Source organism: Rhizobium sp. P2_G2 (assembly GCF_056403555.1).
In genome coordinates, this window is record NZ_JBFUFF010000065.1 from 12,651 (window position 1) to 24,923 (window position 12,273).

Sequence of the window (12,273 nt, forward strand, 5' to 3'; positions counted from 1 at the left end):
GACGCCGGGATTGCTACGATCCAATTTCGCCAACAGACCGTCGCCGAAAGCATAGCCTGAGCAACAGACCGCCGAGGTGCTCGAGAGCGCCGCTTGAAACTCGAAACACCCGGTTAAGTCTTCCAGGGTCCGGCCAGGCGCGTATGACAGGCAATCCGACCTTGGAAATGTGGCGAGCGGCGATCGCATCGAGATCGATGTCCTCGACCGGAACAGGCTCCGGGCGGTAGATCTTGCCCTGGTCGAGCGACAATATGGTCAGCGTGGTGATCATGATGGCCTCCCTGTTCGATGACAGGAGAGAGCATCGGTCGGCGCGGATGAAATGTCCTTCAGCCGTCGCCTAATAATTGCTAATTGTTGTGAAGACCGGCTGCGGAATACCTATTGCAAGCCTGCCAGGCGAAGACCTTCGAGCAGCGTTTCGACGCGGCCTCGATGCAAAGCAGGTTGACCGGCCTCGATGCTTTCAAGCGTAACCGCCGGCGACATTTTGCGCAGCCTTCCGAGACAATGACGCGCCTCGTCAAGCCGTCCGAGATGCGCGTTGGCGGCAATCAATACCCAGAGCGCAGGGTCGAAATTGGGATTGCTCGCCAGAGCCCGCCCGGCACACACTATGGCCTCCTCAAAATTGCCGAGGATAAGATGAGCATGCCCCATGCCGGAGAGGGCGAAATGCGCGCCCGGATCGCCGGGGCCCAGCAGGCTGGAACGCTGGAAGAAGTCGAGCGCCTGCTCGACGCTGCCGCAATGCAGATGCGCCACCCCTGCCCTGACGACGACCATCGGATTGTTGGGATTGACCTCGACAGCCGACTGAATGACCGACATGCCCCATCGATAATCCTTCGCCGTCTGCAGCAGCGCTATGCCGCAATGCGCCATCACGATCGCATCGCCATCCGCATGGCGAAGGGCGTGGTGGATGAATTCGATGCATAGCCCGCGGTCGTCGGCGGTCAAGGCGGGCCAGCCCATTGTCGTCCGATGCTCGATCGCCCAGACGGCATGCGCCAAAAGCAGAGCATTATCGGGCGCAAGTGCCAATCCCTTTTGAAGAAGAAGGAATGCCGCGGCGTTATCCTGCTCCGACTCGGTGGATATCAAAGCCAGCGCCTGCAGATAGATGTCGTAGACGGCAATGCTTCCGGGTCGCTCGGTTCTGGCGCGCAAAATCTCAGCGCGCTGAATGTTCGGTTCGATCAGCGCGACGACATCTTCGGCGATCCTGTCCTGGAAATCGAAGATCTGGTCGATCGAGCCGTCATACCGCCTTGCCCACAACTGGCGGCCATCAGTGCCATCGACGAGTTCGGCAGAAATCCGTATACGATCCCTCTCGCGCTGGACACTTCCCTGCAGCACATAGCGGACCTGAAGCCTGTTTGAGGCTTCCTGGGCAGACGCGCCTCGCAGATGGAAAGACGCGCTACGGGCGACAACCGCAAAACTCTTGAAGCGACTGAGTGCGGTGATGATGTCGCCGACAACCCCTTCGGCGAAATAGGCGGCATCGGGATCGCTCCTCGGCTCGGTGAATGGCAGCACGGCCAAGCGAGGCTTGTCGAACTCAGACGAAGATGATTGCCGGGCCGTATCCGGCAACGCGAGGCGGTATCCAAACCGCGGCACAGTGACGATCCAGTCTTCGCCCTCATCGGTTTTGCCGAGCGATTTTCTCAGCGCAGAAATCTGGACCGTCAGGTTATTTTCCTCGACCAGCACATCGGGCCAGGCATTGGCAAGCAATTGCGATTTGCTCACGGCCTCTCCCTTGGCCGCAGCGAGTTCCCCCAGAATGGCGAGCGCGCGTTGATTGACGGCAATCGGCGATCCCTGGCGCAGGAGCACCCCGCGGCGCACGTCGAGCGTGAATGGACCGAAACGATCTATTTCCATGCCGATCATTTATAGGAGGTGCGTCGCCCTGTCGCAAAGCGAAAGTCGGTTGCTGCTACCGGCTCATCTTAAGGACATTGGTTAGGCACGATTACGACTTGGCCGAAATCGCCGTCAGTTCCTCAAGGTCGAGATCGCGTTCCAATTCGTGCAATGTTTCGTCATCGATATCGCCTGCGCGGTGCAATCGAATGAGTTCGCGTCGTCCAGTGGCGACTGCCGCGAGGACGACGTCGAAATGCGCCTGCAGCATGGGCGTGTAATGCTCCGTCCGTTCTGCATAGTCGACGATTGCCACGGCCCGCCGCTGATAGCGCTCCAGCAATTGCGGATGGATGAGCGTGCCGTCGCTGTCGTAAGCGTGGCTTTGGACGGTGGCGAACTGCGCCTGCGCCATCGACGCCTCCGCCTGGCTCATGCTCATCTTCGGCTTTTCCGACTGCGGCTCGCTCAGCCGTGCCCAGTCGATCACGCGGCCCAGCGTCGTGCCCTGGATGAGCACGGTGCCGAGAATGACGGCGAACGATGTCACCAGGATGAAGTCGCGGCCGGGAAAGCCCTCGGGCAAGCTGAGCGCCAGCGCCAGAGTGACGACGCCGCGCACGCCCGCCCAGCCAAGCACGGTGGAGCCGCGGGCGCCAAGCGGCTTGTAACGCTTAAGACCCAGCGCATTGCAAAGCGCGATCGCCAGGTCGGACCCGAACACCCAGGCAAAGCGCGCCAGCGTCAGCGCGAGCAGGATCACCAGGATCGGCCCGCCCATGGTTGCCAGCACCACGCCGAAGCCGCCGCCGCGCTCGACGACGCCGCGCAAGGAGAGCCCGATCAGGATGAAAACCGCCGCCTCCATCAGGAAGATGATCACCGTCCAGAAAGATGTGCCGCGCATGCGGGTCGCGGCCGAAAGCAGCGTGTGCTGATACCAACCGGCGATCAGGCCGACGGTGACGGTGGCGATGACGCCGGAGACACCGAGCATTTCGCCGAGCAGATAGGACACCCAGCCCAATAAGGTCGTGGTGGCGATGATCAGATATTCGTCGCTCAGGCGACGGACGAACAAGACCCAGACCGTGCCCACGGCGATGCCGACAAGCGCGCCGCCAACCGCCAGCAGGAAAAAGCTTCCCACGGCATCGGCAGTACTGAAGACACCGGTGACGACTGCAGCGACCGAGAAACGGAAGAGCACCAGGCCGCTCGCATCGTTGAGCAGGCTTTCGCCTTCGAGCAGGATCTGCAGCCGCCGCGGCAGTCTCACCCGCTGCAGCACGGCGCGGGCGGAAATCGCATCGGGCGGCGAAACGACTGCGCCCAGCACGGCACAGGCCGCCCAAGGCAGTGCTGGAAACAACAGATGCGTCACCACGGCAACGACGGCAGACGTGAAAAACACGGCACCGATCGCCAGCGAGGCGATACCGAATACATGCCGGCGCAACCGGCCAAGCGCGATCGCCCATGCGCCATCCATCAGAAGCGGTGGCAGGAAGATGACGAGCACGAGGCCGGGATCGACCGTGATCGTCGGCAGGCCAGGCAGGAAGGCAAGCAGCGCCCCGCCCGAAAGCAGCGCCACCGATGGCGGCAATCCCAGCCGTTCGGCAACGTAATGCAGCGCGATGATCGCCATGAACATGGCAATCACCAGTTCGAACAGGTGCGTTGAGTCCATGAGCTCGCAATTCGAGTGTTACGGAAGCTCTATGTAATAGCGAAGCCGAGGCCGACGTCCAGAGGCAATCCGGCGAACAGGAGCGGCCTTGCAGTCAAGCTATTCAATCACTCGACAATGATCGTCGCGCCGTCCTTGACGCGGCCGTAGAGGTCGATGACATCCTGGTTGAACATGCGGATGCAGCCCGACGAGGCCTGCTTGCCGACCGATTTCCAGTCCGGCGTGCCATGGACGCGGAACAACGTGTCCTTGCCGCCGGCATAGATATAGAGCGCGCGCGCCCCGAGCGGGTTCTTGATGCCGCCGACCAGACCGCCATAGGAGGCGGAGAACATCTTCATGTCGGGCTTTTCGGAGACGTAATTGTCCGAAGGCGTCCAGCGTGGCCATTCGCGCTTGTACTGGATCACGCCGCGACCCTTCCAGGCATAGCCCAGGCGGCCGATGCCGACGCCATAGCGCATCGCCCGGTCATGGCCGAGGATCAGGTAGAGATGCCGGGTCGCGGTGTCGACCACGATCGTACCGGGCCGCTCGCTGGAGGGATAGTCGACTTCGGCGCGCAGATATTTCGACGCCACGTCCTCGGTCGGGATCGGCGGCAGCCAATGGCCGGCATCGTCGACCTTGTCGTAGAGTGCGACACTGGTCGTCGGGATCGATTGCGTCACCATGCTGGTGTCGGTCTCGACGCGCTTGTAGATCACTTTCCGTTTCGGCTGCGGATCGATATCGCTGGCCGACACGCCGGGATCCAGATGCGTGCCCTCGGTATCGCCGTCATCGGACGTATAGACGGGGATGTTTTCAGGCTGAGAGCGGACATAGCGCTTGTGGTTGGTGGTGTATTGCTCTTCGCGGAAGAGATCGCGCTCCTTGTAGGGGCCGGTCCGGTTCCAGACGGGATAGGTCTGGCGTGCGAACCGTTCCGCGTCCATGGAACCGGTGTCGTAGACGTTGACGTCGTTGAGGAATTGCCCTGTTCGGTCGTCGGCGGTGCAACCCGCAAGGACGATGAGGGTAGAGCCTACGAACAGCAGTCGGGAAAAGGATCTGGCCATGGTGAATCCGCGCGCGTGAATGCCTATCCGGCATGCCACAGGCATCTGGCGCGGGGCTTGCCGCCGGCTCTACGCGTTCTCGGAGCGGAGGATATGTTCGAAGCGGCGGCTCGGGATCAGCCAGACGAGCGCCACGAGCGCATAGATGGCAAGGCTGACATAGGGCACGACGAAAGCAAGCGCGATGCCGATCGCATAGGCGATCACCGACAGCCAATCCCGGTGATCACCCTGGGCGGCGCGTGCCAACTGGCTGTCCTTGGCATGATGATGCAGCAGCACCCGCATCAGGATCGTATAGGCCGCACCGCAAAGCGCCAGCACAAGACCATAAAGCGCGACCGGCAGGCTCTCGAAATGGTCTTCGGCCATCCAGGCCGTGGTGAAGGGCGTCAGCGACAGCCAGAACAGCAGATGCAGATTGGCCCACAGCACCCCGCCGGTGACATTCTTCACCGCGTGGAACATGTGGTGATGATTGTTCCAGTAGATGCCCACATACATGAAACTCAGCACATAGGAGAGAAAGACCGGCCAGAGCGCCAGGAGGTCATGCAGTTCCGGACCATGCGGCGTTTTCAGTTCCAGCACCATGATGGTGATGATGATCGCAATCACCCCGTCCGAAAATGCCTCGATCCGCCCCTTGCCCATCAGCCACCCTCTGCCATTGCTTCGAAAGCGCCTTAACACATGTCCGGCGGCAAGGCGATGTCCTGTTCCGGAACATATCTCCTGGCACGCCGCTTGCTCGTTTCCGGCATGACGATGAGAGCTTCGATATCGAGACGCGCGTTCTTAGCAGGCATTGCCGCCACCCTGCCGGCAATGGCCAAGGCCGGCAACCCGTCATTGATGGCCGCGGCGGATTTCCGCGGCTCGCTGTCGCCCGGCGACTATGGTGTTCAGCCGAATGCGCTCGACCCGGCGGCAAAAGCTTTTTCGCTGATGCTGGCGGATGCCTCGCGCCGCAATGTGCCGATCTTCCTGCCGCCCGGCATCTACCGGATCGCCGATATCGACCTGCCGGAAAATGTCCGCATCGAAGGCGTGGCCGGCGCCACCAGGCTTGCCTATACCGGCGACGGCAAATTCCTCAATGCCCTCGGCACCAAGCGGCTGCAGCTTTCCAATCTCGTCATCGACGGTGCCAATCGCTGGCTCAATGATGACCAGCCGGGGCTTCTGACGCTGCGCGATGTGCCGGATCTCAGCATCGACAATTGCGAGATTCTCGGCGCCTCCAAATTCGCCATCTGGTCGGAGCGTTCCTCCGGCCGGCTCGCCGACAACAGGATTTCGGGCGCGGCCGAATCCGGTATCTACGCGGTGGAATGTTCGGATTTCGAGATCCGCTCGAACCATGTCAGCGATTGCGGCAATGGCGGCATCCTCGTTCATCGCTGGACCAAGGGCCGTGACGGCACGATCGTTACGAACAATCGCGTCGAGCGGATTGCCGCGAAGGGCGGCGGCACCGGCCAGAACGGCAACGGCATCAACATTTTTCGTGCCGACGACGTCATCGTCTCGGACAACCAGATCAGCGACTGCGCCTTCACCGCCGTGCGCTCCAACGCCGGCTCGAATATCCAGATTTCCGGCAACAAATGCCTGAATTCCGGGGAAATGGCGATCTATTCGGAATTCGGCTTCGAAGGCGCCGTCATCACCGGCAACCTCGTCGATGGCGCCGCCAACGGCATTTCGTCGACCAATTTCAACGAAGGCGGCCGGCTGGCGATCATCTCCGGCAACATCGTCCGCAACCTGCATTCCGACGCTCCCTATCAGGAAGACGGCCAGTATTTCGGCATCGGCATTTCGGCGGAGGCCGATGCGGTGATTTCGGGCAATGTGGTGGAAAACGTGCCGCTCTGGGGCCTGCAGCTCGGCTGGGGTCCCTATCTGCGCAATGTCAATGTCAGCGGCAATGTCGTGCGCAAGGCGCCGGTCGGCTGTGCCGTCAGTGTCGTCGAGAACGCAGGTACAGCAATGATCCGCGACAACCAGTTCTCGGACATTTCCGATGTGGCGATTGCCGGTTTCCGCTGGGCGGACAAGGTCTCCGGCGACCTCGCCAAGGATGGCGCCGGCGACTATGCAAATCTCAGCATCGCCGGCAACCAAGTGTCATAACGCATGTCTCCCGAAAGTGGTCACCGGTTTCGGGATAAAGACATGCGCAAAACTCGTATCAGTCCCGCTCTGCCAGCGCCCGCCAGACCACGCCGGCAATGAGTGCGCCGAGGATCGGGGCAAGCCAGAACAGCCAGAGCTGGCCGATCGCCCAGCCGCCTTCGGCAAACAGCGCCGGACCGGTCGAACGTGCCGGGTTGACCGACGTATTGGTCACCGGGATCGAAATCAGGTGGATCAGCGTCAGGCCAAGCCCGATGGCGATCGGCGCAAAGCCCACCGGCGCCCGGCCATGCGTGCTGCCGAGAATGATGATCAGGAACATGAAGGTCAGGACGGCCTCAGCGACGAAGGCGGACAGCAGCCCATATTTGCCGGGAGAATGATCACCATAGCCATTGGCCGCAAAGCCGCCGGCCGTGAAATCCGCCTTGCCGCTGGCGATCAGGTACAGCACCGCAGCACCTACGATCGCGCCGATCACCTGGGCGATGATATAGGGAATCACGCCGGATATCGGGAAACGGCCGGCTGCGGCGAGCCCCACCGTCACAGCCGGATTGAAGTGCCCGCCCGAAATGCCACCCACCGTATAGGCCATGGTCATCACCGTGAGCCCGAAGGCGAACGAGACGCCAAGCAGGCCGATGCCGACGCTCGGAAACGCCGCCGAGATCACGGCGCTGCCGCAACCGCCGAAGACAAGCCAGAATGTGCCGAGAAATTCCGCAGTCCACTTCTTGTACATGTAACCCCCGAAAATGCTTTTTGAGTCGCTGCTATCATATCGCTCACAGCCTTGCCCGCAATGGGAGCATTGCGCAATCGAATCACGCCAGTAAGCAGCCCTTGACTTAGGCAATCCGCGCCGCCACGTCAGCAGCGATGGCAATTCACGCAGGACAGGGAGCTTCACCATGCACATGGGAATTCGAGCAATTTTGACGGCACTGGCGCTGTTTGCCGGCTGCACGAGCGCAGAATCCGCCGAGACAGTCGGCAAGGTCGGTGTCGACTGGACCGGCAACGACATTCTCGTCGACGCGGTGCAGGACCCCAAGGTCCAGGGCGTCACCTGCCATGTCACCTATTTCGACCGCAGCGTCATCGACCGGCTGCGCAAGGGCAACTGGTTTGAGGACCCCTCCAATTCCTCGATCGCCTGCCGCCAGACCGGCCCGATCACCGTCGGCGACATCGAACTCGGTCGCGGCGGCGAAGAAGTGTTCCGCGCCGGCCTGTCGCTGATCTGGAAATCGCTGATCGTCACCCGCATCTACGACAAGACCAACGACACGCTGATCTATCTCATCCATTCACGCCAGGTGGTGAACGGCTCGGCCAAGATGGCGATCTCGACGGTGCCGCTATACGGACAGCAGGTGACGTGGACGAAAGGCAAGCCGGAGTGACGTGATACTTGCTTATTGTACTTATTTGAGTACAAAATCTTTATGCGTTCGACATCTTACAGCGATCTCCGAAAAAACTTAGCGGCCCGGCTCGACGAGGTCGCCGAGGATCATGCACCGCTGCTTATTACCCGTGAGCGCGGCAAACCTGCAGCAGTCCTGATATCGCTGGAAGACTTCGCCTCTTACGAAGAGACGCAGTACCTCCTAAAGAACCCTCATAATGCCGAGCGGCTGTTGAAGGCCGTGCGAGATTTGGACTCCGGCGAGAATGGGCATGAGCACGAGCTTCTGAAATGAAGCTGATTTTCCATGAAGTGGCCTGGGAGGATTATCTCTCCTGGCAGGCCACGGATAGGAAGATGCTGGCGCGGATCAATTCGCTCATCGCGGAAGCACAACGCACACCGTTTCAGGGGATTGGTAAGCCTGAACCACTGCGCGGAAAACTCACGGGCTGGTGGTCACGGCGGATAGACCAGGAGCTTCGCCTCGTCTATCGACCGACAGAAGATGCGCTTCTAATCGCACAATGTCGTTTTCACTACTGATAGACTGACTGTCGCAGCCGAAATCTCAAAATCGAAGTGCCGCCGCGCCCCATTGAGACGCAGCAGCGAGAGTTCCAAGATTGCTCAGCCGAGCCCTTACGCCGCCTGCTTCAACTCGTCGGCGATGACCGTGTCGAGGTTGAGGAAGCAGACCATCGACTTTTCCAGCGCCACGATGCCGCGGCAGAAGGCGCGCTGGGCTTCCGGGATGATTTCCGGCGGCGGCTGCAGGTCTTCGTTCTTGATCGTCATCATGTCGGAAACCTGTTCGACCAGCAGGCCGACCAGCTTGCCGCCGATATCGGTGACGATGATCGCCGAGCGCTCGGAGGGCTCGGTCATCTTCATGCCCAGCCGGCAGGCCATGTCGATGACCGGGATGACGGCGCCACGCAGGTTGATGAGGCCGAGAACGTAGTTCGGCGTGTGCGGCATCGGGGTGACCGGCGCCCAGCCGCGAATTTCGCGGATCGCCATGATGTCGATACAGAATTCCTGATCGCCGAGATGGAACGACACGATTTCGAGATGCGAGCCGGACTGCTTGATCTGCATGTTCATGATCAGAACTCTTCCCAGTTGTTGGAGTTTGAGCCGGCGCTGGCGGCGACGGGGGCGGGTTTGGATTGAAAGGCGCCGGCTAGCTTGTCGACGAGATGGCGGGCTGGGGAAACCTTCGGCTTGGAGGCCTGGGTAACCGGCTTTGGCACGGCTCTGAGCTGCGAGGATGCGGATTCGGCCATCTGGAACTGTTTCATCAGCACCGTCAGATTGCCGGCATCCTGCGCCAGCGTGTGGCTGGCGGCATTGGTCTCCTCGACCATGGCCGCGTTCTTCTGCGTCATTTGGTCCATCTGGCCGATGGCCGTGTTGATTTCCTGGATACCGGTCGATTGCTCGTTGGCAGCCGTGGCGATCTCGCTCACCAGTTCGTTGATCTTCGAGACGTCCTCGACGATATGGCTGAGCTTGTCTCGCGTGGCGGTGACCAGCTGCACGCCGGTGCGCACTTCCTCGCTCGACCGCGCCACCAGCGCCTTGATGTCCTTGGCCGCACCTGCAGCCCGTCCGGCGAGTTCGCGCACTTCCTGGGCAACGACGGCAAAACCCTTGCCGGCTTCGCCGGCGCGCGCCGCCTCGACCCCGGCGTTCAACGCCAGAAGGTTGGTCTGGAAGGCGATCTCGTCGATGACGTTGATGATCTTGCCGATCTCCTTGGAGGCGCCTTCGATGCGCTCCATCGCCGCCATCGCCTCGGAGACGACACGGCCCGATTCGGCCGCATTGCTGCGCGTGCCGTTGACCATCTTGTTGGCTTCGTCGGCGCGGGCCGAGGAGTTGCGCACGGTCGACGTGATTTCTTCGAGTGCCGCAGAGGTTTCTTCGAGTGAAGCGGCCTGCTGTTCGGTGCGCTTGGCGAGATCGTCGGCGGCGCTGCGCATCTGCTGGGCATTGGCCTCGATCGAGCCGGTATTGGACTTGACCTCGCCGATCACCGACTGCAGCTTTTCGATGGCGCGATTGAAATCCCCGCGCACGCGCTCCAGATCGGAGCGGAACGGCTGGCGAAGCGCTATCGTCAGGTCGCCGTCGGCAAGATGCGAAAGGCCTGTCGCGAGCGAATCGACGGCGAAGCGGATTTGAGTCTCTTCTTCGAGCTTGGCGGCTTCGTGCGCGGCGCGGTCCGCATCGTTGCGCTCGCGATCCCGACGCGATGTCTCGGTGAGCGCGCGCTTTTCCAACGCCGACAGGCGCAGGCTTTCGGCAGACAGTGCCATGGCGCCGAACTCGTCGCCGCGCTCCCTGCCCTCGACCGGCGTATCGAGTTCGTCGTTTCGAATCCGCTCAAGGCTGTCGCGGATCGCCGTCACGCCCTTGCGGATGGCAACGGAATTCATGCGGAAAAGCCCGGCAAACACCAGGGCACCCAGGAGGCCGACAATGATCTGAATCTTTAGCGTCATCTGCGATTCATGACCGACTTCGTGCGCCGCATCATCGCCGACGACTTCGCCCGCTTCGGTCAACTGGTCGAACAACTGCGATACGCGGGCGCCGGCGCCATCGACGGCATCGTCGATTTCGCCAAGCTGCTCCTTGCTTGCTCCGGCTGCGATCAGCTTCGGCAGCTTGACCGCGATAACATCATTGAGCGTGCTGATATCGGCGTCGTAGGCGCTGGTCAGCTCCGGTTTGCCGGCCATCGCGGCCAGCGTCGAAACTGCCGACGCCTTGGCGCGGAGCACCGAGATGGAATCTGTGATGATCTTCATCCGCTCAGGCCCGACATCGCGATTGTCGCGGTCGATCATCGCATCATTGGCGGCGAGCACCAGCTTGAGATTGGCGACGCGCAACTCGTTGACGTCCTTGATCCGATCACGGGTCACCTGTTCGTCGGCAAGCGCGGATGAGGCCTTGTCGGTTTGGTACCAGCTGGCGCCGACCATGATGGCGAGGCCGACGAGGCCCGCGGCACCCAGCGTCAAAAGCCGCTGGTTCACAGAAATTGTGCGTTTGGTTTTGATTGCATGCGATGACATGAATGGCCCCCGAATCCACATCATGCTATGCGGCAAAAGCTGCGATCCCGTTAACGACGATCTGCGAAGCTTTTGTCATGCAAGGCCGAATTTTCGCTGAAATACACGCCTTTGCAACGCGAGGGATTTCCCAGGCGCCTGAAGTATCGGTTAACGAATTTGATAAAATACAACAAACTCCAGAGGCCCGCCCCTGTCCGGCTGCGGAGTGGCATCCTATATTGCTGCTGATCGCCGCAGCCTGCGAAACACGCGATTTTGATGATGCCGGGTTTGCCCCCGGAGACTATCATCGCTAGAAGAGCGGTCCGTTCCGCTACTGGGTAAGGAAATGAAAGCCGTACGCATCGTCCTCATCGTGCTCGCCGCCGTCATGGCCGGCCTGTTCTTCTGGCTCTGGAACCAGGTCAATACCGAAGCGACCGCCTTGTCGAACGAACCCTGGGGGGTGCCGTTCTCGCTGACCCGCCAGGACGGCGCCCCGATCACCGAACAAGCCTTCCGCGGCAAGCCGACGGCTTTGTTCTTCGGCTTCACCAATTGCCCGGAAATCTGCCCGACGACGGTCTATGAACTGGCGGGCTGGATGAACAAGGTCGATCCAGGCAAGGACAAGCTGCAGGCCTATTTCATCTCCATCGATCCGGACCGTGACACGCCGGATGCGCTGAAGACCTATCTCACCAATGTCACCGACCGGATTGTCGGCATTTCCGGCGACCCGAAGAAGGTCGAGGACATGGCGCGCGGTTTCAAGGTCTACTTCAAGAAGGTGCCGACCGATCCCAAACAGCCGTATGGTGAATATACCATGGATCACACGGCCTCCGTCTTCCTGCTCGATCGCCAGGGCCGCTTCTCCGGCACGATCACCTATGGCGAGAACCCGGATGTCGCCGAGAAGAAGCTTGAAAACCTGATCGCGAAAAATTAGAGCCTTCACGACCGAATGAAAGGCTCTTGAGCCTCAAAGCCCCAGGCTGGAAA

Annotated in this window: 14 protein-coding genes; 6 read left to right on the forward strand and 8 right to left on the reverse strand. The window is 60.9% G+C overall.

All coding sequences use genetic code 11. From position 1 onward, the window contains the following. Positions 1-13: 13 nt before the first annotated feature. From AC1D06_RS29880 to AC1D06_RS29900, 5 genes are all read right to left on the reverse strand, one after another. Positions 14-274: a hypothetical protein gene (locus tag AC1D06_RS29880; protein WP_477989548.1), complete on the reverse strand. Its 261-nt coding sequence runs from the start codon at positions 272-274 to the stop codon at positions 14-16. A 110-nt stretch (positions 275-384) separates the two neighbouring features. Beyond that, positions 385-1,902 (reverse strand): winged helix-turn-helix domain-containing protein, encoded by a 1,518-nt coding sequence (locus AC1D06_RS29885; protein WP_477989550.1) that lies wholly within the window; start codon positions 1,900-1,902, stop codon positions 385-387. Between the two features lie 91 nt (positions 1,903-1,993). Further along, positions 1,994-3,577, reverse strand: coding sequence for a Na+/H+ antiporter (locus tag AC1D06_RS29890; protein ID WP_477876767.1), 1,584 nt, complete (start codon positions 3,575-3,577; stop codon positions 1,994-1,996). Between the two features lie 107 nt (positions 3,578-3,684). Beyond that, positions 3,685-4,641 carry a L,D-transpeptidase gene (locus AC1D06_RS29895; RefSeq protein WP_477989552.1) on the reverse strand — a complete coding sequence of 319 codons (957 nt, stop codon included), beginning with the start codon at positions 4,639-4,641 and terminating at the stop codon, positions 3,685-3,687. A gap of 69 nt (positions 4,642-4,710) precedes the next feature. Further along, positions 4,711-5,295 (reverse strand): TMEM175 family protein, encoded by a 585-nt coding sequence (locus AC1D06_RS29900; RefSeq protein WP_477876765.1) that lies wholly within the window; start codon positions 5,293-5,295, stop codon positions 4,711-4,713. Between the two features lie 114 nt (positions 5,296-5,409). Here AC1D06_RS29900 and AC1D06_RS29905 point away from each other — a divergent pair, with 114 nt between their 5' ends. Further along, entirely contained in the window at positions 5,410-6,780 is a 1,371-nt protein-coding gene (locus tag AC1D06_RS29905; protein WP_477989554.1) for a TIGR03808 family TAT-translocated repetitive protein, read from the forward strand. A gap of 58 nt (positions 6,781-6,838) precedes the next feature. Here the strand turns inward: AC1D06_RS29905 and aqpZ are convergent, their stop codons facing one another. Further along, the gene (gene aqpZ / locus AC1D06_RS29910) at positions 6,839-7,528 is read right to left on the reverse strand and encodes an aquaporin Z (protein ID WP_477876763.1); all 690 of its coding nucleotides are present in this window, start codon (positions 7,526-7,528) and stop codon (positions 6,839-6,841) included. A 175-nt stretch (positions 7,529-7,703) separates the two neighbouring features. Between aqpZ and AC1D06_RS29915 the strand changes: the two genes are divergently transcribed. From AC1D06_RS29915 to AC1D06_RS29925, 3 genes are read left to right on the forward strand one after another with little or no spacing between them, the layout of a single operon-like run. Next, positions 7,704-8,192 carry a CreA family protein gene (locus tag AC1D06_RS29915; protein WP_477989599.1) on the forward strand — a complete coding sequence of 163 codons (489 nt, stop codon included), beginning with the start codon at positions 7,704-7,706 and terminating at the stop codon, positions 8,190-8,192. A gap of 42 nt (positions 8,193-8,234) precedes the next feature. Further along, positions 8,235-8,492 carry a type II toxin-antitoxin system Phd/YefM family antitoxin gene (locus tag AC1D06_RS29920; protein ID WP_477989558.1) on the forward strand — a complete coding sequence of 86 codons (258 nt, stop codon included), beginning with the start codon at positions 8,235-8,237 and terminating at the stop codon, positions 8,490-8,492. Continuing rightward, positions 8,489-8,743 (forward strand): Txe/YoeB family addiction module toxin, encoded by a 255-nt coding sequence (locus AC1D06_RS29925; protein ID WP_477989560.1) that lies wholly within the window; start codon positions 8,489-8,491, stop codon positions 8,741-8,743. Before AC1D06_RS29920 ends, AC1D06_RS29925 begins: the two co-directional genes overlap by 4 nt. A gap of 96 nt (positions 8,744-8,839) precedes the next feature. Here the strand turns inward: AC1D06_RS29925 and AC1D06_RS29930 are convergent, their stop codons facing one another. Both AC1D06_RS29930 and AC1D06_RS29935 read right to left on the reverse strand, forming a co-directional pair. Continuing rightward, entirely contained in the window at positions 8,840-9,304 is a 465-nt protein-coding gene (locus AC1D06_RS29930; RefSeq protein ID WP_477876760.1) for a chemotaxis protein CheW, read from the reverse strand. Positions 9,305-9,306: 2 nt separating this feature from the next. Further along, the gene (locus AC1D06_RS29935; RefSeq protein ID WP_477989562.1) at positions 9,307-11,286 is read right to left on the reverse strand and encodes a methyl-accepting chemotaxis protein; all 1,980 of its coding nucleotides are present in this window, start codon (positions 11,284-11,286) and stop codon (positions 9,307-9,309) included. 2 nt (positions 11,287-11,288) lie between these two features. Here AC1D06_RS29935 and AC1D06_RS29940 point away from each other — a divergent pair, with 2 nt between their 5' ends. Both AC1D06_RS29940 and AC1D06_RS29945 read left to right on the forward strand, forming a co-directional pair. Beyond that, on the forward strand, positions 11,289-11,585 hold the full coding sequence (locus AC1D06_RS29940) for a hypothetical protein (RefSeq protein WP_477989564.1): 297 nt from the start codon (positions 11,289-11,291) through the stop codon (positions 11,583-11,585). A 32-nt stretch (positions 11,586-11,617) separates the two neighbouring features. Further along, positions 11,618-12,220, forward strand: a complete 603-nt coding sequence (locus tag AC1D06_RS29945) for an SCO family protein (RefSeq protein WP_477989566.1) — start codon at positions 11,618-11,620, stop codon at positions 12,218-12,220. The last annotated feature ends 53 nt before the right edge of the window (positions 12,221-12,273 follow it).

Coding starts and splice junctions, on each gene's coding strand:
- AC1D06_RS29880 (WP_477989548.1), bottom strand. CDS start 274: ATGATCACCACGCTGACCATATTGTCGCTCGACCAGGGCAAGATCTAC.
- AC1D06_RS29885 (WP_477989550.1), bottom strand. CDS start 1,902: ATGGAAATAGATCGTTTCGGTCCATTCACGCTCGACGTGCGCCGCGGG.
- AC1D06_RS29890 (WP_477876767.1), bottom strand. CDS start 3,577: ATGGACTCAACGCACCTGTTCGAACTGGTGATTGCCATGTTCATGGCG.
- AC1D06_RS29895 (WP_477989552.1), bottom strand. CDS start 4,641: ATGGCCAGATCCTTTTCCCGACTGCTGTTCGTAGGCTCTACCCTCATC.
- AC1D06_RS29900 (WP_477876765.1), bottom strand. CDS start 5,295: ATGGGCAAGGGGCGGATCGAGGCATTTTCGGACGGGGTGATTGCGATC.
- AC1D06_RS29905 (WP_477989554.1), top strand. CDS start 5,410: ATGAGAGCTTCGATATCGAGACGCGCGTTCTTAGCAGGCATTGCCGCC.
- aqpZ (WP_477876763.1), bottom strand. CDS start 7,528: ATGTACAAGAAGTGGACTGCGGAATTTCTCGGCACATTCTGGCTTGTC.
- AC1D06_RS29915 (WP_477989599.1), top strand. CDS start 7,704: ATGGGAATTCGAGCAATTTTGACGGCACTGGCGCTGTTTGCCGGCTGC.
- AC1D06_RS29920 (WP_477989558.1), top strand. CDS start 8,235: ATGCGTTCGACATCTTACAGCGATCTCCGAAAAAACTTAGCGGCCCGG.
- AC1D06_RS29925 (WP_477989560.1), top strand. CDS start 8,489: ATGAAGCTGATTTTCCATGAAGTGGCCTGGGAGGATTATCTCTCCTGG.
- AC1D06_RS29930 (WP_477876760.1), bottom strand. CDS start 9,304: ATGAACATGCAGATCAAGCAGTCCGGCTCGCATCTCGAAATCGTGTCG.
- AC1D06_RS29935 (WP_477989562.1), bottom strand. CDS start 11,286: ATGTCATCGCATGCAATCAAAACCAAACGCACAATTTCTGTGAACCAG.
- AC1D06_RS29940 (WP_477989564.1), top strand. CDS start 11,289: ATGGCCCCCGAATCCACATCATGCTATGCGGCAAAAGCTGCGATCCCG.
- AC1D06_RS29945 (WP_477989566.1), top strand. CDS start 11,618: ATGAAAGCCGTACGCATCGTCCTCATCGTGCTCGCCGCCGTCATGGCC.